This is a genomic window from Pseudonocardia sp. ICBG601 (assembly GCF_020496245.1).
On record NZ_JAHLJA010000148.1, the window covers coordinates 1,313,933 to 1,336,930 of the forward strand.

General features: G+C 74.7%; 24 protein-coding genes. 11 read left to right on the forward strand and 13 right to left on the reverse strand.

The features are described from left to right. The first annotated feature begins 110 nt into the window (after window positions 1-110). From KPL57_RS35515 to KPL57_RS35540, 6 genes are all read left to right on the forward strand, one after another. The gene (locus tag KPL57_RS35515) at window positions 111-638 is read left to right on the forward strand and encodes a bifunctional DNA primase/polymerase (protein ID WP_337832651.1); all 528 of its coding nucleotides are present in this window, start codon (window positions 111-113) and stop codon (window positions 636-638) included. 284 nt (window positions 639-922) lie between these two features. Next, on the forward strand, window positions 923-2,266 hold the full coding sequence (locus tag KPL57_RS35520) for a DUF445 domain-containing protein (RefSeq protein WP_374203829.1): 1,344 nt from the start codon (window positions 923-925) through the stop codon (window positions 2,264-2,266). A 159-nt stretch (window positions 2,267-2,425) separates the two neighbouring features. Further along, window positions 2,426-2,890, forward strand: coding sequence for a helix-turn-helix domain-containing protein (locus KPL57_RS35525; protein WP_062399838.1), 465 nt, complete (start codon window positions 2,426-2,428; stop codon window positions 2,888-2,890). A gap of 5 nt (window positions 2,891-2,895) precedes the next feature. Further along, a complete protein-coding gene (locus KPL57_RS35530) occupies window positions 2,896-3,624 on the forward strand; it encodes a hypothetical protein (RefSeq protein WP_226354933.1) in 729 nt (242 codons plus the stop codon). Between the two features lie 209 nt (window positions 3,625-3,833). Then, the gene (locus tag KPL57_RS35535) at window positions 3,834-4,088 is read left to right on the forward strand and encodes a DUF2516 family protein (RefSeq protein WP_062404096.1); all 255 of its coding nucleotides are present in this window, start codon (window positions 3,834-3,836) and stop codon (window positions 4,086-4,088) included. Beyond that, the gene (locus KPL57_RS35540; RefSeq protein ID WP_226354934.1) at window positions 4,085-4,624 is read left to right on the forward strand and encodes a YbaK/EbsC family protein; all 540 of its coding nucleotides are present in this window, start codon (window positions 4,085-4,087) and stop codon (window positions 4,622-4,624) included. The genes KPL57_RS35535 and KPL57_RS35540 overlap by 4 nt, the downstream gene beginning before the upstream one ends. 1 nt (window position 4,625) lies before the next feature. On the opposite strand, the gene KPL57_RS35545 is transcribed toward KPL57_RS35540, so the two are convergent. Both KPL57_RS35545 and KPL57_RS35550 read right to left on the reverse strand, forming a co-directional pair. Further along, entirely contained in the window at window positions 4,626-5,600 is a 975-nt protein-coding gene (locus tag KPL57_RS35545) for a hypothetical protein (RefSeq protein ID WP_226354935.1), read from the reverse strand. Next, the gene (locus KPL57_RS35550) at window positions 5,597-6,289 is read right to left on the reverse strand and encodes a hypothetical protein (RefSeq protein ID WP_226354936.1); all 693 of its coding nucleotides are present in this window, start codon (window positions 6,287-6,289) and stop codon (window positions 5,597-5,599) included. Before KPL57_RS35550 ends, KPL57_RS35545 begins: the two co-directional genes overlap by 4 nt. Window positions 6,290-6,445: 156 nt before the next feature. Between KPL57_RS35550 and lon the strand changes: the two genes are divergently transcribed. Beyond that, window positions 6,446-8,788 (forward strand): endopeptidase La, encoded by a 2,343-nt coding sequence (lon, locus tag KPL57_RS35555; RefSeq protein ID WP_226354937.1) that lies wholly within the window; start codon window positions 6,446-6,448, stop codon window positions 8,786-8,788. A gap of 114 nt (window positions 8,789-8,902) precedes the next feature. Here lon and KPL57_RS70570 read toward each other — a convergent pair whose 3' ends face one another. From KPL57_RS70570 to KPL57_RS35570, 3 genes are all read right to left on the reverse strand, one after another. Then, window positions 8,903-9,820, reverse strand: a complete 918-nt coding sequence (locus KPL57_RS70570) for a DUF559 domain-containing protein (RefSeq protein WP_226354938.1) — start codon at window positions 9,818-9,820, stop codon at window positions 8,903-8,905. A 190-nt stretch (window positions 9,821-10,010) separates the two neighbouring features. After that, on the reverse strand, window positions 10,011-10,883 hold the full coding sequence (gene purU / locus KPL57_RS35565) for a formyltetrahydrofolate deformylase (RefSeq protein ID WP_226354939.1): 873 nt from the start codon (window positions 10,881-10,883) through the stop codon (window positions 10,011-10,013). After that, window positions 10,883-11,380 carry a DUF2505 domain-containing protein gene (locus tag KPL57_RS35570; protein ID WP_062399848.1) on the reverse strand — a complete coding sequence of 166 codons (498 nt, stop codon included), beginning with the start codon at window positions 11,378-11,380 and terminating at the stop codon, window positions 10,883-10,885. The genes purU and KPL57_RS35570 overlap by 1 nt, the downstream gene beginning before the upstream one ends. 56 nt (window positions 11,381-11,436) lie before the next feature. On the opposite strand from KPL57_RS35570, the gene KPL57_RS35575 reads away from it, so the two are divergent. The 3 genes from KPL57_RS35575 to KPL57_RS35585 all read left to right on the forward strand — a co-directional run bounded on the left by KPL57_RS35575 (window position 11,437) and on the right by KPL57_RS35585 (window position 13,946). Continuing rightward, window positions 11,437-12,453 (forward strand): UDP-N-acetylmuramate dehydrogenase, encoded by a 1,017-nt coding sequence (locus KPL57_RS35575; RefSeq protein ID WP_374203862.1) that lies wholly within the window; start codon window positions 11,437-11,439, stop codon window positions 12,451-12,453. Between the two features lie 95 nt (window positions 12,454-12,548). Further along, window positions 12,549-13,757 (forward strand): Ig-like domain-containing protein, encoded by a 1,209-nt coding sequence (locus KPL57_RS35580; protein ID WP_226354941.1) that lies wholly within the window; start codon window positions 12,549-12,551, stop codon window positions 13,755-13,757. A gap of 15 nt (window positions 13,758-13,772) precedes the next feature. Beyond that, window positions 13,773-13,946, forward strand: a complete 174-nt coding sequence (locus KPL57_RS35585) for a hypothetical protein (protein ID WP_226354942.1) — start codon at window positions 13,773-13,775, stop codon at window positions 13,944-13,946. On the opposite strand, the gene KPL57_RS35590 is transcribed toward KPL57_RS35585, so the two are convergent. Together KPL57_RS35590 and KPL57_RS35595 are read right to left on the reverse strand one after the other, a co-directional pair. After that, a complete protein-coding gene (locus KPL57_RS35590) occupies window positions 13,943-14,680 on the reverse strand; it encodes an SDR family NAD(P)-dependent oxidoreductase (RefSeq protein ID WP_208827059.1) in 738 nt (245 codons plus the stop codon). The genes KPL57_RS35585 and KPL57_RS35590 overlap by 4 nt on opposite strands. 17 nt (window positions 14,681-14,697) lie before the next feature. Beyond that, window positions 14,698-15,006: a DUF2530 domain-containing protein gene (locus KPL57_RS35595; protein WP_226354943.1), complete on the reverse strand. Its 309-nt coding sequence runs from the start codon at window positions 15,004-15,006 to the stop codon at window positions 14,698-14,700. 65 nt (window positions 15,007-15,071) lie between these two features. Here KPL57_RS35595 and KPL57_RS35600 point away from each other — a divergent pair, with 65 nt between their 5' ends. Further along, window positions 15,072-16,505 carry an NCS2 family permease gene (locus tag KPL57_RS35600; protein ID WP_226354944.1) on the forward strand — a complete coding sequence of 478 codons (1,434 nt, stop codon included), beginning with the start codon at window positions 15,072-15,074 and terminating at the stop codon, window positions 16,503-16,505. A 160-nt stretch (window positions 16,506-16,665) separates the two neighbouring features. Here the strand turns inward: KPL57_RS35600 and KPL57_RS35605 are convergent, their stop codons facing one another. The 6 genes from KPL57_RS35605 to KPL57_RS35630 all read right to left on the reverse strand — a co-directional run bounded on the left by KPL57_RS35605 (window position 16,666) and on the right by KPL57_RS35630 (window position 22,949). Then, window positions 16,666-17,577 (reverse strand): family 16 glycosylhydrolase, encoded by a 912-nt coding sequence (locus tag KPL57_RS35605; protein WP_226354945.1) that lies wholly within the window; start codon window positions 17,575-17,577, stop codon window positions 16,666-16,668. Between the two features lie 146 nt (window positions 17,578-17,723). Next, on the reverse strand, window positions 17,724-19,268 hold the full coding sequence (locus KPL57_RS35610; protein ID WP_226354946.1) for a glycoside hydrolase family 16 protein: 1,545 nt from the start codon (window positions 19,266-19,268) through the stop codon (window positions 17,724-17,726). Between the two features lie 24 nt (window positions 19,269-19,292). Continuing rightward, window positions 19,293-19,859, reverse strand: coding sequence for a hypothetical protein (locus tag KPL57_RS35615; RefSeq protein ID WP_226354947.1), 567 nt, complete (start codon window positions 19,857-19,859; stop codon window positions 19,293-19,295). A 4-nt stretch (window positions 19,860-19,863) separates the two neighbouring features. Continuing rightward, window positions 19,864-21,003 carry a hypothetical protein gene (locus KPL57_RS35620; RefSeq protein WP_226354948.1) on the reverse strand — a complete coding sequence of 380 codons (1,140 nt, stop codon included), beginning with the start codon at window positions 21,001-21,003 and terminating at the stop codon, window positions 19,864-19,866. 3 nt (window positions 21,004-21,006) lie between these two features. Next, window positions 21,007-21,522: a hypothetical protein gene (locus KPL57_RS35625; RefSeq protein ID WP_226356733.1), complete on the reverse strand. Its 516-nt coding sequence runs from the start codon at window positions 21,520-21,522 to the stop codon at window positions 21,007-21,009. After that, entirely contained in the window at window positions 21,519-22,949 is a 1,431-nt protein-coding gene (locus KPL57_RS35630) for a hypothetical protein (RefSeq protein WP_226354949.1), read from the reverse strand. The genes KPL57_RS35625 and KPL57_RS35630 overlap by 4 nt, the downstream gene beginning before the upstream one ends. Window positions 22,950-22,998 lie beyond the last annotated feature (49 nt).

The window sequence follows — 22,998 nt, forward strand, 5'->3', positions numbered from 1 at the left end:
CGCCGCGTACCCCTCGCGAACTCGTGCCCGGAGCCCGCATCCTGGTGTTGTACTTCACAAGGAAAGCGGCACCACAGGGGTTGTCGCACAAGCGGAAGGAAGTGACCTCCATGTCCTGGTGGGACAGCTACCGAGCCGTCTACGGCGCGGAGCTGCGAGCGGCCGCTCGCGAGTACGCCGACCACGGTTGGCCGCTCGTGCCGGGGCCGGGCGCGGAGGTCATGCTCGCGACGGGCGACGTGCTCGACGTGGTCGAGGTCCCGGCGGCCATCGGCCGCCAGGTCTGCCGGACGCTGCGTGAGGCCGGCGAGGTCGTGCCGGTCGCCGCGACGCCCGAGGGCACCTGGTGGTTCCCGATGAGCCCGCGGCACGCGCTCCCGGCCGAGCTGAGCCTGCACACCGACGTCGTGCTGCACACCGACGGCATCGGCGTCGTCGCCCCGCCGACCGAGCGTCCCGAGGGCTGGGTGCAGTGGCGCGTGGCCCCGGCGCGGGTCGGCTACCGGGTGCCCGAGGCCGCGGTCGTCGTCGAGGCGATCTGCGACGCGGTGCGCCGGCGCGGCAGCGAGCAGGCCCTGCCCGACGAGCAGGAGGCGCGGGCCGAGCAGCCCGGCGTCCCGGGCGCCCTGCGGCGCTGACCCTCCCGCGCGGCCCGGACGGAACCGAGGATCCGGCCCGCGCGACCGCGTACCGCCCGCCCGGGTTCCGTCCCGTTGCCGTCCCCGCCGATCACCTCGCGGGGGACGCCGGGACCGGCCTGGCGGTACGCCCGGAAGCGGCGCCCGAGGGGGCACTTCTCCCTCGCCGCGCAGCCGCTCCACCGGCCACGGCCGGGTCCGGCGGGACATCCCCCGGGCCCGGCCGGGACCCACGGCGCGCGCCCCCGCCGCCCGATGTCGGTGTCCCCGGGCACTATGGGTGTGTGCAGACCTCCCGCGCGCCGGAGCGCCCGACCCCCGTCCCGCAGCGGGACCGCACCATCGGGTCCGTTCCCAGCGTCCCCCTCGGCGGCTTCGGCCCCGGTGACGAGCAGAAGCGGCGCGACCTGCGGCGCATGAAGGCCGTCGCCACCGGGTTCCTCCTCGGCGCGACGGTCGTGTTCTTCGTCGCGAAGTACTTCGAGGTCGTCCGCGGTGTCCCCGGGGCGGACTACGTCCGGGCCGCCGCCGAGGCCGGCATGGTCGGTGCGCTCGCCGACTGGTTCGCCGTGACCGCGCTGTTCCGGCACCCGTTGCGGATCCCGATCCCGCACACCGCGATCATCCCGCGCAAGAAGGACATGATCGGTGACAGCCTCGGCGACTTCGTCGGGGAGAACTTCCTGTCCGAGTCCGTCGTCCGCGACAAGCTCGAGCGGATCGGGGTCAGCGAGTCGGTCGGGCGGTGGATCGCCGAGCAGCAGAACGCCGACCGGATCACCACCGAGCTGGTCACCGCGGCGCGGGCCCTCGTGACCGTGCTGCGCGACGAGGACGTGCAGAACGTCATCGAGACCGTCGCGGTGCGCAAGCTGATGGAGATCCCGGTCGGCCCGCCGATGGGCAAGGCGCTGGAAGGCGTCCTGGCCGACGGCGCCCACCGCAGGCTGGTCGACCTCGTCTGCGACCGCGCCTACGACTGGGTCGCCGACAACCAGGAGATGGTCCTGCGGGTCGTGCACGACCGCGCGCCGTCCTGGACGCCGCGCTTCGTCGACGACCTCGTCGCCGACAAGCTGTTCGCCGAGATCCGCGGGTACGCCTGGGCGGTCAAGACCGACCCCGAGCACCCGCTGCGGCACGCCGTGGACCGCTACCTCGCCGAGTTCGCCCGCGACCTGCAGCACGACGAGACGACGATGGAGCGCGCCGAGCAGGTCAAGCGCCAGGTCGTCGAGCACCCGGAGGTGCAGCACTTCATCGGCCGCGCCTGGACGGTCGTGAAGTCCATGGTCCTCGACGCCGCCGACGACCCGTCGAACGAGCTGCGCCTGCGCGTGCGCGACGGCCTCATGGCCTTCGGGCGGAGGCTGGGCCGCGACGCCGAGCTGCGCGCGAAGCTCGACGGCTGGCTGGCGGACGCCGCGTCGTACGTCGTGCGGCACTACCGGCACCAGATCACCACGCTGATCACCGAGACCGTCGCCCGCTGGGACGCGGAGGAGACCTCGCGCAAGATCGAGCTCCAGGTGGGCCGCGACCTGCAGTGGATCCGGATCAACGGCACCGTCGTCGGGGCGCTCGCCGGCCTGGTCATCCACGCCGTGGGGGAGCTCGTCATCGGGTGATCGGTCGGGTGTCCCCGGACGACATCGCACCGTCACCGGGCCGTCACCGACGTGGCGCACGCCACGTGACCAGCGCTAGCACTGTGCTTGCAGGAGCTAGCAGTGCCGCGTACGGTCGGTTCCGTCAGTGAGGAACGGATCGAGGCGGAGGTGAGACGGATGGCCACCGAGCGCAAGCACGGAGAGCGTGAGTCCGTCGAGCCCGTTGAGCGCGTCGCGCAGGCCGTCGAGAGCGTCGGTCAGACCGTGGGGCACGCGGTGGAGGACATCGGGTCCTACATCCGCGCCCAGCGCGAGGCCGCCCAGGTCTCCATGCGGCAGCTGGCCCGCACCGCGGGCGTCAGCAACCCGTATCTGAGCCAGGTCGAGCGCGGACTGCGCAAGCCGTCCGCCGAGATCCTGCAGCAGATCGCCAAGGGGCTGCGGATCTCCGCCGAGGCGCTGTACGTCCGCGCCGGGATCCTCGAGGAGCGGCCCGCCGGTCAGGTGACCGACGCGGTGCTCACCGATCCGACTCTCAACGAGCGGCAGAAACGTGTGCTGCTCGATGTCTACGAGTCCTTTCGCAGGGAGAACGGCCTCTCTGCCGGCACCACCGACACCCCCACCGATACGAGGAAGTGATCACCATGGCCGTGAACCTCCCCACCAGCGCCGACGTGCAGAAGCTGCGCGAGCAGACCGCCGAGCAGGCCGAGGTCGTCCGTACCCCGCTGCTCGCCGTGCTCGGCGCCGGCGACTTCGCCGTCACCACCGTGAGCAAGGCCGTCACCGACGCCCGCTCCACCGCCACCAAGCGCGCCGAGGAGGTCCAGACCCGCGTCCAGGAGCTCCCCGACGAGCTCAAGGAGCTCCGCGGCAAGCTGTCCTCGGACAACATCCGCAAGCAGGTCGAGGAGTTCCGCTCCGAGGTCGAGGGCGTCTACGTCGGCTTCGCCCAGCGCGGTGAGAAGGCCTGGGGCCGGATCCGCAAGCAGCCGCAGGTCAAGCAGGCCATCGCGACCGTCGAGGGCCTGACCGAGAAGTTCGACACCCGCGTCGACGAGTTCGTGGACGAGACCCACGACGCCGCCGTCAAGACCCTGGGTGCGGTCACCACCCAGACCCGCTCGGTCGGCGAGAAGGTCGCCCGCCGCGCCCAGACCGCCGCGAGCGAGGCCGCCGAGGTCGTCACCGAGGTCTCCAAGGAGGCCGCCGAGGCGATCGAGGAGGCCGGCGACGAGGTCGCGTCCACCACGCGTTCGACCGCGCGCCGCACCGCCGCCAAGACCGACCCGAAGACCGCCACCGGCGCGAAGGTCCCGGCCCGCAAGCCGACCACCCGCCGTGGCACCTCGACGGCGTCCGCCAAGAAGTGACACCCGCCGGGCCCCGCGCCCGGTGAACACGACCCGCGCCCCCGGCCGATCCATGATCGGCCGGGGGCGCCGTCGTGTGCGCGACGCGGATCGTCCCGCCCGGATACGGCGCCGGACGTGACCGTCGCCCGGGTTGTCCGTACTCTGGCCGAGTGTTGTCACTGCCAGGTGCCCCCGATGAACTGATCATCTTCGTGATCAAGTGGATCATGGTGGTGGTCGGCGGGTTCTCGTTCGGGCACGCACTGATGCAACGTGCGGACGCCTTCACCGCGGCGGGCAAGCTCACCAAGAACGCATGGCTGGGCATCACCGGCGTCGCGCTGCTGCTCCTGATCATCACGAACGGCCCGATGTTCGGCGGTGCCATGTTCTGGCTGGCCGCCACCGTCGCGACGCTGGTCTACCTGGTCGACGTCAAGCCCGCGGTGATGGAGGTCCAGGGCGGCGGACCGCGCTGGTGAACCACCCGGTCCTCGGGACGCTCACGGCCGTCCCGGCGCTGGACCGGCCCGACCTGCTCGCGGAGCCCGTCGCCGTCGCGCTGGCGGGGCTCGACGCGGGCCGGGTCGCCGTCGCCGAGATCGACCCGGACCTGGCCGACACCGCCGCGTTCTGCGCCGCCTACTCCTCCCCGGTCGAACGGGCCGCGAACTGCGTGGTCGTCGCCGGGAAGCGCGGCGGCGAGACCCGGTACGTCGCCTGTGTGGTCCTCGCGACGACCCGGGTCGACGTCAACGGTGCGGTGAAGCGCCGCCTCGACGTGCGCAAGGCGTCGTTCGCGCCGATGGACGACGCCGTCGCCCTGACCGGGATGGCCTACGGCGGCATCACCCCGATCGGGCTCCCCGCGGACTGGCCGCTCTGGCTCTCGCCCGGGGTCGCCGAGGCCGACGCGGTCGTCGTCGGGAGCGGGACGCGGGCCGGGAAGCTGGCGGTGCCCGGCGACCTGCTGGCGTCGCTGCCCGGCGCCGAGATCGTGCCGGACCTCGCGCGCTGAGTCAGCAGCCCGTGCTGCGGGCGGCCTCCGCGGCGGTGAACTCCAGCCGGTAGCCGCCCCCGCGGGGGAGCAGGACGGCGGACCCGTCGGTCGAGGTCCAGCCCGCGGGCAGCAGCAGGAACTGGCTGCCGGACTGCACGACGAGCTTGAGGCCGTCGTAGCGGAAGCGGTAGCCGGCGTCCGGCCCGGCGCACGGGGTCACCGTGACCCCGGGGCCGGTGAGACCAAGCGACCGCTCGCTGTAGACGGTGGTGTCGGCGAGCCACGGCAGGCTCTGCTCGAACTGCACGCCCCGCCCGGCGCCGACGCCCGACGCGTACGCCCCGACCGCCCAGAACAGCCCGACGCCGAGCAGCACGAAGGACACGCCCCACTCGGTGACCGCGGCCGTCGCCGGGACCGGGCGGGTCCCGCGGGCGAGCCGCGCCGCCGCGAGCAGCGCCAGGACCGCCGCGCACAGGGAGAGTCCGCGCAGCTCCGGGACCTGCACGAACAGCTCCGCACCCGCGGTGTCGGCGACGGCGAGCGCCCCCGCACCGACGCCGACGGCCGCGAGCAGCGGCACCAGGACGCGGCGCGACCGGACCCGCGCCCGCTCCGAGAGCCGGGGGCGGACGAGCTGACGGCCCCACAGCACGAGCAGGACGGCCGTGCCCGTCAGGGCGAGCGGCGGGATCATCCCGTCGGCGCTGCGGACCAGGTAGTCGGCCGGGGTGAGGTCCATCGCGGTGTAGGAGACGCCGAGGTGGTCGAAGAAGCCGAAGGCGTGCATCCGGCCGAAGTAGAGGAGCAGCGCGGTCAGCAGCGTCGCCGGGGCGACGACGGTGCCGAGCGCCTGCAGGGCGCGGGGCAGGGACTCGGGTCCGGGCTGCGGCGCCGGATCCGTCGCGGCCGGCCCGGTGCCGGCCGGCGTCGGCGCGGGGGTCGTGGTGCGGCGCGGACCGGCGACGCGTCGTCGGCGCGGCGGTGCGGTCACCCGCCGCCGCGCCCGGTGTCGTCCTGCGGGGTCCCGCCCCCGGCGGGGGCGGGCTCGCCGCCGTCGCCGGGGACCGGGTCGGGCTCTTTCGCGGGGAGGCCGTCGATCGGATCGCAGCTGCTGTAACCGACGCTCACGCGAACGGTCTGCCCGAGGATGTCCGCGAGGTCCGTTCGGCGGCGCGGTGTCGTGTCGCATGCGAGCCAGCTCCCGGTGGCGCCGGGAGGTGAGGCCGCCCGGTCGATCACCACGCTCACGCAGCCGCTCGGTGCCGGTGCGCACCCCTTGAGCAGGATCGCCCGGTAGTCGTCGAAGGTGTAGTTGCCGTCGAGCAGCTCCGGGATCGAGCCGCGTGGCGGCGCGCCGCCGAGCCGGGGCGCGATCCGGGTCGGCTCCCCGCCCCCACCGGGACGGGTGGGCGGCGGCGGGCGTCTCGTGGCGCGGGAGGTGGTGGTGGGCGCGGCGGGGTCGTCGACGGTGGGGCCCGCGCGGGACGGGGTCGGCGCGGGGGCGGCTCCCGTGGTCCCCGGCACCGGCGGCGCCACCCCGCCGGTCGGGACGGGCGTGGGCACCGCGGCGGACGCCGTCGTCGCGGGCGGGACGATCCGGGGCGGCAGGTCCGCCGGGGGTGGGCCGCAGGCGGTGCAGGCCACGACCGCGCAGGCCAGCAGGCCGAGCCGGTTCCGCATCCCGACCTCCCGAGCGCGACCCGGTCACGCACCGGTGCCCCCGCGGTACTCGGTGTGCCCACGGTCGCCGTTACGTGCTCCGGTGTCCGCGTTCGCCCTGAGCGGACAGGACTCAACTCCGGGAAGCGGAGGGCCCTCCGTGTGGTTGGGCAGGACATGAGTGACGTGCTGACGCTCCCGGTCCTGCCCCTCGACGACGCCGTGGTCCTGCCCGGCATGGTCGTCCCCGTCCGTCTCGACGACTCCGACACCCGTGCCGCGGTGGACGCGGCCACCGCCGCGGCCCAGGACCGCGACGACGGGAGACGGGTGCTCGTCGTCCCCCGCATCGACGGCCGCTACGGCGCCATCGGCGTCGTCGCCGTGCTCGAGCAGATCGGCAGGCTCCCCAACGGGGACCGGGCCGCCGTCGTGCGCGGTGAGCGGCGCGCCCGCATCGGGTCGGGCGTCTCCGGCCCCGGTGCGGCGCTCTGGGTCGAGGCCGAGCCGGTCGACGCCGGCGAGCCCACCGGCCGCACCCACGAGCTCGCCCGCGAGTACAAGGCCCTGGTGATCGGCATCCTGCAGCAGCGGGGCGCCTGGCAGGTCATCGACTCCGTGCAGCAGACCGACGACCCGGGCGCGCTCGCCGACCTCGCCGGGTGGGCGTCGTGGCTCGACGTCGCGCACAAGGCCGAGCTGCTCGCCGAGACCGACCTCGACGCCCGGCTGGAGAAGCTCCTGGGCTGGACCAAGGAGCACGTCGCCGAGCAGGAGGTCACCGAGAAGATCTCGAACGACGTCCGCGAGGGCATGGAGAAGCAGCAGCGCGAGTTCCTGCTCCGCCAGCAGCTCGCCGCGATCCGCAAGGAGCTCGGCGAGGACGACCCGGAGGGCTCCGACGACTACCGCGCCCGCGTGGAGGCCGCCGACCTGCCCGACGACGTCCGCAAGGCCGCGCTGACCGAGGTCGGCAAGCTGGAGCGCTCGTCGGACCAGAGCCCGGAGTCCGGCTGGATCCGGACCTGGCTCGACACCGTCCTCGACATCCCGTGGAGCACCACGACCACCGACTCGTCGGACCTCGTGGAGGCCCGCCGCATCCTCGACGCCGACCACGCCGGCCTCGACGACGTGAAGGAGCGCCTCGTCGAGTTCCTCGCCGTGCGCGCCCGTCGCGAGCGCAAGGGCCTCGACACGGTCGGCGGCCGCGGCTCGGGCGCGGTGCTCTCGCTGGTCGGCCCGCCCGGCGTCGGCAAGACGTCGCTGGGGGAGTCGGTCGCCCGCGCGCTCGGCCGGAACTTCGTCCGCGTCGCGCTCGGCGGCGTCCGGGACGAGGCGGAGATCCGCGGTCACCGGCGCACCTACGTCGGCGCGCTGCCCGGCCGGATCGTCCGCGCCATCCGCGAGGCCGGCTCGATGAACCCCGTCGTGCTGCTCGACGAGATCGACAAGGTCGGCAGCGACTTCCGCGGTGACCCGACCGCGGCGCTGCTGGAGGTCCTCGACCCGGCGCAGAACCACACGTTCCGCGACCACTACCTGGAGGTCGACCTCGACCTGTCGAACGTCCTGTTCCTGGCGACGGCGAACGACGGCTCCGCGATCCCCGGCCCGCTGGCCGACCGCATGGAGATCGTGACGCTCGACGGCTACACCGAGCCGGAGAAGGTCGCGATCGCCCGCGACCACCTGCTGCCGCGCCAGGTCGCCAAGGCCGGTCTCGACGACGGCGATGTCGAGTTCACCGACGTCGCGCTGTCGATGATCGCCGCCGAGTACACCCGGGAGGCCGGGGTCCGGCAGCTGGAGCGGGGCCTGGCGAAGGTGCTGCGGAAGGTGGCCGTCCAGCTCGACGAGTCGGAGACCGCGCGCCCGGTGCACGTCGACGCCGACGCGCTCGTCACCTACCTCGGCCGTCCGCGGTTCACGCCGGAGTCCGCCGAGCGGACCTCGGTGCCGGGCGTCGCGACCGGGCTGGCGGTGACCGGCGCCGGTGGTGACGTGCTGTTCATCGAGGCCACCTCGATGGACGGCGAGCCGGGCCTGCAGATCACCGGGCAGCTGGGCGAGGTGATGACCGAGTCCGTCTCGATCGCGCTGTCCTACCTGCGCTCGCGCGGGCTGGCCGGTGACCTCGCGTCGCGGAAGCTGCACGTGCACGTCCCGGCCGGTGCGGTCCCGAAGGACGGCCCGTCCGCCGGCGTCACGATGACGACGGCGCTGGCGTCGCTGGCCTCCGGGCGCCCGGTCCGCAGCTCGGTCGGCATGACCGGTGAGGTGACGCTGCAGGGCAAGGTCCTGCCGATCGGCGGGGTGAAGCAGAAGCTGCTCGCCGCGCACCGGGCCGGACTGACCGACGTGATCATCCCGAAGCGCAACGAGCCGGACCTGGACGACGTCCCGGCCTCGGTCCGCGAGGAGCTGCGGGTGCACCCGGTCGCCGACGTCTCCGAGGCCCTGGCGATCGCCCTGGAGCCCGCCCACGACGCGGCGACGGCCGAGCAGTCCGCGGCCTGACCCCCCGTCCGACCCGCGGCGTGAGCCGCACGATCCGGCGCCCGTCCCGCAGCACGCGGGGCGGGCGCCGTCGTGTGCGCGCCCCGCGCCCCGGGAAGTTCGCCGAGATGCAGCTCAGCGGGAATTGTCGATCTTCGCGGCCCGCTGAGCTGCATCTCGGTGAGCCTCGCCGAGGGCCCGGCCCACCTCGGCGACGATCTCGTCGGGCCGTCGGTGCATGTCCGGGGCGGTGTAGCGCAGCACCCGCCACCCCGCCGCGACGAGGCGGGTGTGCCGTTGCGCGTCGGCGCGGGCCGCCTCGGGCGTCGCGAAGTGGCCGCCGCCGTCGTACTCGACGCCGAGGTGGTGGTCCGGGTAGGCCAGGTCCAGCCACAGCGCCGTGCGCCGGGCGTCGTCGAGGACCGGGTGCTGGGGCACCGGGGGCGGGAGACCGCCCCGGACGAGGACCAGCCGGAGCCGGGTCTCGGGCGGGGAGCCGGCGCGCGGGTCGGCCCACACCAACGCGTCGACCACCCGCCTGACACCCCGGGCGTGGGCGTGCCGGACCGCCAGGTTCAGCAACACGTCCGGGGCGAACGATCCGCGGGACAGCGCGTCGACGGCGACGACCCCCTCGGTCGGGGACAGACGCCGCGCGAGGTCGAACGCGGTGCGGACACGCGTGGTGACCCGGACGCTGCGGACCTCGGTCACCTCGTCGGGATGCAGGACGTCGCGGCGGACGAGCACACCGTCACGGGAGCGGGCTCCGGGGTGCGCCGCACCGACTGTCACCTCGGCCGGTGCAGCCCTCGGGGCGCACGACGCGCCGAGCAGCTCGGCGGCGGAGTACCCGCTGAGCACGGCGTCCGGTCCGGCCCAGCGGTGCGCCGCGAGCGAGCGGAGCCGCAGGTCGGGGAGCAGGTCGGCCGGCGCGTAGGTGTCCGGGAGCAGCCGGCGGAAGCGGGGCCCGCGCAGGAGGTCGGGTGTGACGAGACCCGCCGCCACGGCCGCGGTCCCGCGGAACACCTCGGGCCATCCGGGGATCGTCACGCGCCGATCGTGCGCCGGCTGCCGTGGCCGTCGGATCGGATCGGCTGTACTCCGTCGCCATCGCGAACGAAGGACCTACGCCGAGATGCAGCTCAGCGGGCCGCGGAGATCCACAATTCCCGCTGAGCTGCATCTCGGCGACGTTCCGCCGCGCGACCCGGCCGGGCGAGCGGAGCGCAGGGCTGCGGGCTCAGCGGAAGACGACGGTCCGGTTGCCCTGGATCAGCACCCGGTCCTCCAGGTGCCACCGCAGCCCCCGGGCCAGCACCAGGCGCTCGATGTCGCGTCCCCGTCGCACCATGTCGGTCGCGGTGTCCCCGTGGTCGACGCGGGCGACGTCCTGCTCGATGATCGGGCCGGCGTCGAGGTCGGCGGTCGCGTAGTGGCAGGTCGCGCCGATCAGCTTGACCCCGCGCCGGTGGGCCTGGTGGTAGGGCCGGGCCCCGGCGAAGGACGGCAGGAAGCTGTGGTGGATGTTGATCGCCCGCCCGGCCCAGGCCTCGCACAGGTGCGCGGGCAGGACCTGCATGAAGCGGGCGAGGACGATCGCGTCGGGAGAGTCGTCGTCGACGAGCTTGCGGATCTCCTCGAACGCGGTGACCTTGCCCTGCTCGCGGGCCGGGTCGCCGGGCGCGGGGAAGGGCACGTGGTGGAACGGCACCCCGTGCGCGGCGACGACCGGCTCCAGCGACGTGTGGTTGCCGATCACGCGGGTGATCTCCACCGGCAGCTCGCCCGCCCACACCCGGCCGAGGATGTCGTGCAGGCAGTGCTGGTCGCGGGTCACCAGCAGCACGGCGCGCTTGCGGACGCCGGTGTCGGAGATGCGGTGCTCACCGCCCAGCTCGGCGGCGACCGGCGCGAACCGGGCGCGGAGCTCGTCGACGTCGAAGGGGACCGACGCGGCGTCGACGACCTGGCGGGTGCAGAACACCCCGGCCTCGACGTCGGCGTGGTACGCGGCCTCGGTGATCGAGGCGCCGAGCTCGGCGAGGAACGTGCTGATCCGCGCGACGATGCCGGTGCGGTCCGGGCAGGACAGGGTGATCACGTAGTGGGACATCAGGAGATCCGGGAGAGGGTGAACTGGGTCTCGGCGGCGAGCAGCTGCTCGATCTGTCCGGCGACCGCCTGCTCGATCTTCGCACCCACCAGCGGGACCTTGACCGTGACCTCGGCCCGGATCCGGACCTCGCTGCCGCCGTCGACGTCGGCGATCCGCATCACCGACCGTGCGGTGGCGGGGGTGCCGATGACCTTCACGGAGCCGGTGCCGTCGTAGACGCCCGAGTCGCCGGCCCGCCACTGCTCGCTGCGGTCGATCTGCAGGTCCCCGCCGGGCACGAACGACGACACGATCGACGGCAGGTGCTCGCCCGGGATCCCGTGCCGCAACGTGTAGCGGACGCCGTCGGCGGTGGTCTCGTACGCGGTCACCCCGGCCCCGGGGCCGCCGATGTGACGCAGCTGCTCCTCCAGGAGATCGCGGTCGACCATCGCCGCGTAGACCTTCGAGGCCGGGTGCGCGGACGTTGCGCGGTAGTCGATCGAGCGCGGCATGGGCGAAGGCTACCGTTGCGGTCGTGAGTTCCCCCGCTCCGACAACGGTCGACCCGATGCTCAGTGCGCACACCACACTGCGCCTCGGCGGACCGGCCTCCCGCATCGTGCGCGCCGAGGGCGCGGCCGAGGTGGTCGACGCCGTCGCCGCGGCCGACCGGGCCGGGGAACGGGTGCTGCTGGTGGGCGGCGGGTCGAACCTCGTCGTCGCCGACGCCGGGTTCGACGGCACCGCCGTGCTGCTGGCGGGGCGCGGGATCGGCCACGAGCGCGACGGCGACCGGGTGCTGCTGACCGTCGAGGCCGGCGAGGACTGGGACGACGTCGTCGCCGCGACCGTCGCCGACGGGCTCGGCGGGCTGGAGTGCCTGTCCGGGATCCCCGGGCGGACCGGCGCGACCCCGGTGCAGAACGTGGGCGCCTACGGCGTCGAGGTCGCCGACCTGCTCGTCGACGTCGACCTCTACGACCGGCGCACCGGCACCGTCCGCGAGCACGTGCCCGCCTCCGACCTGGGGCTCGACTACCGCACCAGCGTCCTCAAGGGCCGCGACGACGCGATCGTCCTGCGGGTGCGCTTCGCGCTGCACGCCGACGGCCGCTCCGCCCCGATCCGCTACGGCGAGCTCGCCCGCACCCTCGGCGTCGACCCGGAGACGCGGACCGACCCGGCCGCCGTCCGCGAGGCGGTGCTCGGGCTGCGCCGCGGCAAGGGCATGGTCCTCGACGCCGACGACCACGACACCTGGTCGGCCGGCTCGTTCTTCACCAACCCGATCCTGCCCACGGACCGCGCGCCGCAGGTCGACGGCCTGGCCGCCTGGCCCGCGGGACAGGGCCGGGTCAAGCTGAGCGCCGCCGGGCTGATCCAGAACGCCGGGTTCGGCCGCGGGCACGCCGGCCCCGGCGGCCGGGTGTCGCTGTCGACGCGGCACGTCCTGGCCCTGACCCACCGCGGCGGCGGGACGACGGCCGACCTGCTGGCCCTGGCCCGTGAGGTGCAGGGCGGCGTCGCCGAGCGGTTCGGCGTCACACTGCATCCCGAACCGGTGCTGGTGAACTGCGCCGTCTGACACCCTCTGTACATCGACGTCCGGTTCGCGTTGCGCCGCACGGGGGAGCACCGTCCTCCTGCCGATCACGCGTACTGGATCTCGGCGTACGGTCGGTGCGCAACGCACGGATCGAGTACGCGGGGGAACGGTTGCGACGGGTACTGATCGTCGTGGTGGCGCTGATCGGCGCGCTGGGCATCGTCGGTGCGGTGGCCCTCGCGGCCTCGCCGCAGGACCCGGCGGCGCCGCAGGCCGCCCCGGCCCCGGCCGGGCCGCAGGTGAGCTACCAGCCGGCCGCCTCGGCGTCGTCGGCGAACCCGGCGCAGCCGGTCTCGGTCCGCGCGGCGGGCGGCACGCTGGACGGGGTGTCGCTGACCGACCCGGACGGCGACGCCGTCGACGGCGCGCTGTCCCCGGACCGCACGACCTGGACCAGCAGCGGTGACCTGGACTTCGCGACCACCTACAGCTGGCACGGGCGTGCCGTCGCCCCGGACGGCACGGCGACCCCCGTGCAGGGCACCGTCGCGACGCTGAAGCCCGCCCACACCGTGCGCGGCACCCTGAACATCGGCGACGACCGCACCGTCGGCATCGCCGCGCCGATCGAGATCCAGTTCGACCGGCACGTCGAGGACCGCGCCGCGATCGAGAAGGTCCTGAAGGTCACGACCTCGAAGGAGGTCGAGGGCGCGTGGGGCTGGCTGCCCGACGAGAACGGCGGCTCGCGCGTGCACTGGCGGCCGAAGGAGTACTGGCCGTCGGGCACGAAGGTCACCGTGGACGCGCCGCTCAAGGGCGTCGACTACGGCGGCGGCAGCTACGGCGCCGAGGACCTGACCACGTCGTTCGCGATCGGTCGCGCCCAGATCGTCAAGGCCGACGCCCGCTCGTTCCGGATGATCGTGATCCGCGACGGCAAGCAGATCGCGGACTACCCGGCGTCCTACGGCCTGGCCGACGACCCGAACCGCAACACGCGCTCGGGCATCCACGTCGTCACCGAGAAGTTCACCGACAAGCGGATGGTCTCGCAGCAGTACGGCTACGACGTCGTCGAGAAGTGGGCCGTCCGGATGAGCAACAACGGCGAGTTCATCCACGCCAACCCGGTGTCGGCCGCCGCGCAGGGGACCGCGAACGTCACCCACGGCTGCGTGAACCTGTCGATCGAGAACGCCAAGGCGTACTACGACACCGTCCTCTACGGCGACCCGGTCGAGGTCACCGGCACCCCCGTGCAGCTCTCCGCCCGCGACGGCGACCTGTGGGACTGGACGCTGTCCTGGGAGAAGTGGAAGGGGTTGTCGGCGCTGTCCTAGCGGGTACCCGTGGGCATGACCGCCCCCGAGAACCCCGACCGGCCCGACGGCGACCGCCCGACCCCGCTCCAGGAGGAGGGGGCCGAGCAGATCCTGCGCGAGTCCGAGGAACGGATCGCCGGCGCCGTCTCGGGCGAGAGCCCCGGCGACGACGCCGACCAGCACCGCCGGTCGGAGGAGACCCTCTAGCGCCGGTGCCGCCGCGTGCCCGACGCCTGGTCACGCGGCTTGAGCACGATCTGGTCCAGGTTGACGTGCGACGGCCGGGTCGCGGCGAAAACGATCGTGTCGGCGACGTCGTCGGCGGTCAGCGGGGTCAGGCCTTCGTAGACCTTCGCCGCCTTGTCGGCGTCGCCGAGCCGCACCTCGGAGAACTCGGTCTCCACCATGCCGGGGCAGATCTCGGTGATCCGGATCGGCTCGCCGAGCAGCTCCCCGCGCAGGGTGCGGTGCAGCATCGCCTGGGCGTGCTTGGCGCCGGTGTAGCCGGCGCCGTTGTCGTAGAAGTCCAGCGCGGCGATCGAAGTCACGGTGACGATGTGCCCGTCGCCCGACGCCCGCAGCTTCGGCAGGAACGCCTGGGTGAGGCGCAGCGTGCCGGCGACGTTGGTCTCCCACATCCAGCGCCAGTCGTCCTCGTCGGCGTCCGCGACGGGCTCCAGGCCCTTCGCGCCGCCGGCGTTGTTGACCAGCAGCTTCGCCTCGGGCACGGCGTCGGCGAACGCGCGGACGGACTCCCGGTCGGTGACGTCGAGGGACAGCGCGGTGCCGTCGATCTCCTTCGCGATCTCCTCGCAGCGCTCCACCCGGCGGGCTCCCAGCACCACGTGGAAGCCCGCGGCACCGAGTGCGCGGGCGGTGGCGGCGCCGATCCCGGAGGAGGCACCGGTGACGACGGCGGTCGGACGGTCGTTCGCGGTCATGGCGCCGAGCCTATGACCTACCTCGGCTCGACGCCGCGCTGCGCCGACCGGTCCCCGCGCCGGGCCGCGGCCCGCTGCGCCGAGAACACCGCGGCACCGAACAGGCCCACCCCGACCCCGGCGATGCAGGTCCAGAACCAGGCGCCGGCACCGTTCGCGGGATCGAACCCGGAGCCGGTGACCATCGCGAACGCGGCGGCGACGCCCGCGCCGACCGCCCACAGCAGCATCCCGCCGAGGATCACCGGCGGGGACTCGTAGAAGCGCGCCGGCAACGGCGGCGGGGGCGGTGGGTCGCTCGCGCGCTCGCTCTCGTGGGCCGTCACGGGGCCGTAGCCTAAACGGTGCACGTACGGAACCCGCAGCGTTGCACCGCGTCTAGGGTGTCGCCGTGATCGAGCGCCTGTTCCGCGTGTCCGAGCGCGGCTCCACCGTCTCCCGCGAGCTGCGCGGGGGTCTCGTCACGTTCATGGCGATGGCCTACATCATCGTCCTGAACCCGTTGATCCTCGGCAGCGTCACGCCGGGCGACCCGTCGGCCAAGGCCGACGCGCTGGGCGGGATCCTCCCGGTCGCGCAGGTCGCCGCGGTGACCGCCCTGGTCGCGGGCGTGATGACCATCATCTTCGGCGTCGTCGCGAACTACCCGTTCGCGATCGCCACCGGCCTGGGGATCAACACCCTGCTGGCCGTGACCATCGCGCCGCTGATGACCTGGCCCGAGGCGATGGGCCTGGTGGTCATCAACGGCGTCATCATCGTGATCCTCGCCCTGACCGGCTTCCGGACGGCGGTGTTCAACGCCGTACCCACCGAGCTCAAGACGGCGATCGCGGTCGGCATCGGCGCGTTCATCGCGCTGATCGGCCTGGTCGACTCCGGCTTCGTGCGCCGGCTGCCCGACGCCGCCAACACCACGGTCCCGGTCGGGCTGGGCACCGGCGGCTCCATCGCCTCGTGGCCGACGTTCGTCTTCGTCGTCGGGCTGATCATCGTCGGCGTCCTCGTCGCCCGCGGTGTCCGTGCGGGCATCCTCATCGGCGTCGTGGTGAACACGATCATCGCGATCGTCGTCGAGGCGATCGTCCGGGTCGGCCCGGGCGGCCCGACCAACCCCGGCGGCTGGTCGCTGGCCGTGCCCGCCATCCCGGACCGGATCGTCGGGCTGCCGGACCTGTCGCTGGTCGGGCAGGTCTCGCTCGGGGCGTTCACCCGGCTCGACATCATCACCGTCGTCCTGCTCGTCTTCACCCTCGTGCTGGCGAACTTCTTCGACGCCATGGGCACGCTCACCGGCCTCGGCCGCCAGGCGGGCCTGACCGACTCCGACGACAAGCTCCCGAACGTCGGGAAGGCGCTGGTCGTCGAGGGTGCGGGTGCGGTCGCCGGTGGTGTGGGGTCGGCGTCGTCGAACACGATCTTCGTCGAGTCCGCGGCCGGCATCGCCGAGGGCGCACGGACGGGTCTGGCGAACGTCCTGACCGGTGTCCTGTTCCTGCTGGCGATGTTCTTCACGCCGCTGTACTCGATCGTCCCGGTCGAGGCCGCGGCCCCGGCGCTGGTCGTCGTCGGCGCGCTGATGTTCCGGCAGATCACCTCGGTCTCGCTCGACGACCTGCGCACCGCGATCCCGGTGTTCCTGACGATCACCGTCATGCCGTTCACCTACTCGATCGCCAACGGCATCGGCGCCGGCTTCATCAGCTACGTCGCGCTCGCGGCGGCCACCGGCCGCGCGCGGCAGGTCCATCCGCTGATGTGGGTCGTGGCGGTGCTGTTCGTGGGGTACTTCGGCGTGGGACCGTTGCGGGAGCTGCTCGGCTGAGAACCCGCCCTTGCGCGAGCGACGAAGGTTAGGCTAACCTCAATCTTGTCGCTTCGTGGTGGGAGCGGCGCGTCAGTTCGGGACAGGAGAAGGCCCCGGACCCCACAGGGTCCGGGGCCTCCTTCTTTCCCCAGTCACACCCGACCCGCCGCCGAGCGGGTCAGGGCGCGTAGATGCGGACCCAGTCGACCTGGAAGTCCAGCGTCTCCGGCGAGGTCGCGTCCGGCGCCGGGATCCAGTCGTCGCCGTAGGGACCGATGTCCTGCTGCATCGCCAGGTGCATCGACCGCGGCGGGATCTGCTCCGGGTCGGTGGTCCGGAAGACCTCGGCGCCGTCGATGTAGAACACGACCCGGTCGGGCAGCCACTCGACGGCGTAGGTGTGCCACTGCGTGAAGTCGCCGCGGATGGTCTTGCCGACCTGGCTGTTGTCCTCGCCGTAGTGGACGATCGTGTGCGTCTCGGCGCGCTCGGGCTTCGGGATCTCCATGAAGTTGAGCTCGCCGCCCTCGGGCCAGTCCTCGGCGTCCGGCCAGAGCAGCGCGACGTCGCCGTAGCCGACGCCGGGGTTGGTCTTCGCCCGGATCTCCCAGCGGCCGTACTGCTGTCCGCCGCGCCAGGCCAGGCCCGCCGAGGTGCGCCCGCGGCTGGTGAGGACGAGCTCGCCGTCGCGGACAGAGATGTTCTCGGCCCGGTGCCGGCCGTTGCCCCCGGTGGTCTCCCCGGTGTACGGGCTCCAGCGCGTGCGGTCGAGCGCGGTGCCGTCGAACTCGTCGTGGTCGGTGAGGCGCCAGCCGTTGCGCACCGCCGCCTCGGTGTCCGAGCGCGACGCGGGGTCGAGCTCGCCGACCTCGTTCGGACGCTCCTGGTCGTGCATCCCGCCCGGCGACGGCGGCGCCGCCGGTGCGGGCGTCGGGCCGGACGAGCCGGTGAGCAGGGTCGGGTCCATCGCGACCGTGACGACCCCGGCCAGCACGGCCAGGCCCGCCACGAGCCCGACGACGGCGGGCCAGCGGCGTCGCGAGGGGGCCTCGGGGTCGTGCTCGGGCTCCTGCTCCGTCTGTTCCGGCACGACCCCCTCCTTTATCGTCGACGGCGGGTCGGCGGCAGCCTAGGAGGGGACGGCTGTGGGGGAGCTGAGAGGGGCCCGGCGCCCGAAGATCGACCGTTGTGGAGGATCCGGCCCGCTGAGCGAGCGCCGCGCTCCACAACCGGTGATCATGAACCGCTCGACGCCTGACCCGACCCGGTCCCGGTGCCGGCGGCGCCCCCGTCGAGGGTGTACTGGCGGACCCAGTCGACCTGCATCTGCGTCTCCTTCCCCGACCCGCCCTTGGGGAACCAGTCGAGCTGGATGCACAGGTGCATCGGCCCCGGCGGCTGCACCTTCTGCTCGGTGGTCTCGAACCACTTCTCGCCGTCGACGTAGGCGGTGATCCGGTCCGGCGTCCACTCCAGGGCCCAGTTGTGCCACTGCGTCGCGTCGATCTCGACCGAGCCCTCGACCTGGGAGTTGTCCGCGCCGTAGTGGAAGAACGCGTTGGTCTTCTGCCGCGAGGGATCCATCATCTCCATGAAGTCGAGCTCACCGCCCTCGGGCCAGTTCTCCGCGGTGGGCCAGAGCAGCAGCAGCGCGTTGTACGACGGGTCCCCGACCGGCGCGCGCACCCGACCCTCCCAGCGGCCGTACTGCTGGGAGCCCTCCTTCCACGCCATGCCCGCGGTGTTGCCCTGGCTGTCGCCGGTGATCGTCAGGACGCCGTCCGCCACCGCGGCCGCGTCCGGGGTGCGACGGCCGTTGCCCGCGTGCCCGGCGCCGTCGTAGATGCTCCAGCCGTCGGTGCCGTTGTCGAACTCGTCGGTGCGGACCGGCTGTCCCCAGCCCAGCTTCGCCGCCGCGGTGGTGCCCTCGGCCGCCGCCGCGCCGCCCGCCTCCGGGGCGCTCCCGGTGGCGGGCGCGGTATCGGCCGCGCCGCCCGAGCCGGTGGGGCAGGGGGCGGGGGTGGTCCGGCCGCCGGTGCCGGTGCCGCCGGTGAGGAGGCCCGCGGCGGCGTCGTCGCTGGTGCCGTAGGCGGTGGCACCGGACTCGTCGGGGGCGCCGGAGGCGGTGCCGCTGCCGCCCGAGCCGCTTCCCGCGTCGCTGTCGCCGGGGCTGCTGTCGTCCGAACCGGAGCCCCCGCTGTCGCCGGACCCGGTGCCCTGTGAACCGCTCTTCCCGGAGCTGTCGCCCCCGGAGCCGCTGTCGTCCGAACCGCTGTTGCTCCCGGAGTCGCCCGACCCGCTGGATCGGCGCCGGTCGTCGGAGTCGCCCGACCCGTCGGAGCTGTCGGAGCCGCCGGCCCCGCCGTCGCGACCGTCCTCCGACCCGCCGGACGAGTCGTCGCCGGCCCCGGCGGACCCGGACCCGGCGGAGGACCCGTCGGACCCGGACCCGTCGCGGCCGTCCCCGCCGCCCGAGCTGTCGGAGCCCGACCCGGAACCCGACCCGGAACCGCCGGAGCCCGACCCGGACCCGCCGGAGCCCGACCCGGAACCGGCCCCGGAGGACCCGCCCGACCCGACGCACACCTCGCCGTCGGCCCCCAGCTCCAGGTCCGGACGCGGCGCACCGGCGGCGTCCTGCCCGGAGCTCACCGACGGCGTCGCGGACCCCCCGGGTTCCACCCCCACCAGCTCCCCGGCAGGGCCCAGCGCCAGCAGGACGACCGTGACCCCCTTGGCCAGCAGGGACTTGAGCAGCTGCTCGAGCTCGTCGGCGGTCATCGCCCACTCCAAGGTTCGGTCACGTCAGTCGTCCACGTCGGGGGTGTCGGTGGTGATGGGGGTGTCGGCGGTGACCAGCCAGTGGCCCGCCGCGTCGAGCGCCACGACCACGCGGGTGCGCCAGCGCCGGATCTCGGGGGCCGCGCCGGGCCCGGCCGTGGTCGTGCGGACGGTCGCGACGAGCGCGGTGCGCCCGCGGGCCCAGTCGGTGGCGCCCTCGTCGAGGTCCTCGACCTCGGCGGTCCGTCCCGCGCCGGGCGGCGGCGGGTCGAGGACGGGCGCTCCGGCCGCGGCCGGGCTGCCGGGCAGTGCGTACGGGCTGCCGTCGAGGGTGGTGCCCGCGGCCGCGCCGGCCCGGGTGCCGTGCGCGGCGACGAGGTAGGCGCGCGCCACCGCCCCGGGCGACGACGGCCGCGTCGCCGGCACGGGTGGCTCCGCTCCGCGGACGGGACCGGGATCGCCGAGGGCGTCCCGGTCGGCCGAGGTCAGCACGGCCTGCGACGGCGGTCCGGGCAGCAGCGCCGGTACCAGCAGGGCCAGGGGCACCGCGAGGACCGCGGCGAGCACGAGCAGCGGCAGGGAACGTCGCACGGGGTCACTCCGCGAAGCTGATGTGGACATGGTCGTAGTGGCCGCCGGTCGCGTCGGAGGTGTCGTAGACCCCGCCGCCGGTGTAGCGACGGCCCCAGCCGGAGCCGTCGGCGCGCACCGAGGGGTCCCAGTAGCGGCCCTGCCAGATCAGGTACTTGACCTTCAGCGGGGCCGCGTTGCGTTCCAGCCAGCGCGCGATCGCCCAGCCCTCGTCGAGGTCGGCGCCCTTCGCGAACGCCCCGGCCTTCCCGGTGAACACGTCGCAGGCCCTGCCCTTCGGATGGTCCGACCGCGGGTTCTGCAGGTGCTCGTCCCAGCAGCCGACCGTCTCGATGGTCGGGCCGAAGACCGCCCGGACCGCGTCGAGACCGTGCTTCGTCGCGCCGGTCAGACAGCCGCCGGAGCGCACCGGATCGGGTTCGTGACAGCCCGTCGCGCCGCCGGTCCAGGCGGGTGCCGGTGCCGACGAGGCGTCCTTCGCCGCCGGTGCCTTCGCCGGGGCGGCCTTCTGCGGCGGTGGCGGGGACGACTCGCGGTCGTCGACGGCCGTCGTGCCGGAGTAGTCCGCGACGAAGCCGTGCACCGCGTCGAGGTAGCGCCGGATCGCCGACGCACACGCCTGCGAGCAGTCCGCCTCCCCGCCCGTCGGCACCCCCGACGCCGAGCCGGTGACCCGGCTGCAGCCCGCGATGTGGCAGACCAGCATCGCGTCGAGCACCGGCACGTCCTTCGGGGTCGTCGCCAGGTACCCGGCGGCGGCGCGCAGCGTCGAGCAGAGCCACGGCACGACGACGCGCAGGTGCCCCTCCGGCTCGGTCAGCGCCGCATCCGGCCACGGAGCGCCCCCGGCCGCGACCCAGGTCCGTTCCGAGACCTGCAGCAGCCCGGCGGCGGTGCCGGTGCGCAGCTCCGGGTCCCAGCCCGACTCCGCCTGCACCTGGGCGACCACCCAGGCCGGCGGCAGCTCCGGGCAGCCCTGCGAGGTCAGCTCCGTGACCAGGTCGAGGTACGGCCGCGCCGCCTCCGGCACGCGTGCCGCGTCGACGCCCGAGGTGACCGGTTCCGCGGCCGGTGCGGCCAGGACCTGCCCCGCCGTCCCCAGCAGGAGTGCGACGACGACCGGCACGATCAGCAGCGCTCGCACGGCTCACCGGACCGGCCCGGTCGGGACCGCCAGCACCCCGCGCATGGGTCGCAGCCCACCGACGCCGGCCGGGGTGAGCGGCCGGTCGAGCCGGCCGGACGTCGTCAGCGCGGTGACGATCCGGCCGATCGCGTCGGCGTAGCGGCGGACCGCGGCCGAGGGCCCGGGCCGGGTGAGCACCCCGGCCGCGTCCGACCACGGGTCGGCCGAGCGGGCCCAGCCCGGCACCGCGGGCAGCGCGACGACGGCCGCCCAGCCGGGACCCGCGGCGTCGGCGTCGATGCCGTCGGGGTCGGCGGTGCCGGGGTGCAGGACGAGGACCGGAGCCCCCGGCCCGGGTGCCGGGGCGACGAGGGCGGCGGCGGCCAGCCCGGCCGCGGTGTCCCGGGTGACGACGACGTCGGGCAGCAGGTCCGGCCCGCACACCCGCCCCAGGTCACGGCCGTGCAGGGCCCGGGCGACGGTCGTCGTCCCGACCCCGCCGGCCAGACCTCCGACGACCGGGATCCGCCCGCTCACCGCGCACCGCCCCGGGCGAGGTCGACCGGCGACGGCCGCCGGGCCGGCTCGGTCGCGGGCCCCGCGTCGACGACGAGCCCGTCGCCGCTGAGGACCACGCCCACCTCCAGCCGGACCCACCGCGCGGCCAGCCCGCGCCAGCCGCGCGCGGCCGGGGCCGGGGCACCGGCGGGCGCCCCGATCGGGTCGTCGGGCTCGGGTTCCGGCGCGGCCGTCCCGCGGGCGTCGACGCGGCGGTAGGGCACGACCCGCACCCGGACGTCGACGACGGCGCGGTCGCCGTCGGTGCGGACGCGGCCCGGCAGCACGAGGTCGGCCCGCTGGCGTCCGGTCCCGGTCCAGCCGAGCAGCCCGTCGGCCGCGGTCGTGGGCAGGTAGGCGGCGAGGACGCGGCCGCGGCGGGCGACGTCGTCCTCGTCCCAGGACAACAGGTCCGCGGCGAAGGCCCCGGCCAACGCGGACGCCTCGGCGGGGTCGACGAGCCGCGACGGGGCGGCCCCGGCGGGCCGTACCTCGGGGTGATGGTGGTCCGGTCGTGGTGGGACATGCGTCGGATCGACGGGGCCGGGGGTGGCCCCGACCGGTGCTCCGGCGGAGCGGGAGGCCGGACCGTGATCGGTCACGACCGGGCCGGGCGTCCCGGCCCCCACCGTGCCCGGTGCGGCCTCCGCGGCGCCGGGGTCGGGGAGCCCCGGAACCGCGGCGGGCACGGCGACCGGCTCAGCGGCCGCGCGTCCCGGAGCGGGCGACCCGGATGCCCGGTCGGCCGGCCCCCCGCGACCGGACGGTGCCGGGCTGGACGGTGCCGGGCCGGACGGTGCCGGGTCGGACAGCGCCGGCGTGGTGGCCGCCGATCCCGAGGACGCCGGGCCGGAGGGAACAGCGGGCGTCGCCGGTCCGGACTGTGCTGCCGAGCCCGGGTCGGCGGGTGCCGGACCGGACGTAGCGGCCGCGGTGTCGGGCACGGACGGCGGAACACCGGGATCCGCGCTGCCCTGCGTGCCGTCGGGCCGCGTCGTCGCGGCAGGCGCCCACGCCGCCCAGGCCGCGGCCACCTCGTCGGAGACGGGAGCGGTGGCGGGGACCGGTGCGACGGCAGGGGGCGGCCCGGCCGGCGGCACCGGCGGGAAGCCGAAGGGATCGGTGACCGGCTCCGGCTCGGCGACCGGCTCCTGCGGCGGCCGCCGCGGCGTCCAGACCGCCGGTCGCGCCGCCGCGGTCGCGGGGCCCTCCGCCACCGGAGCCGCGGGCGTCCCGCCGGTCGACGGAGCCGGGGCGGCCTCCCGGGCCCGGGGTGCGGCGGGCCGCGGAGCCGGGGCGGGGGCCGGGTCGTCGAGCCATGGGTCGGGGCCGTCGTCGAGGGGGCGCTCGTCGCGGGCGGTGCGGCCGAACAGCCGGAACGGGGACATCGTCGTCGCCCGGGTCATCGACGCCGGTCGGGGTGGTGCTGGATGGACATGTCCCTCCGTCCCGTAC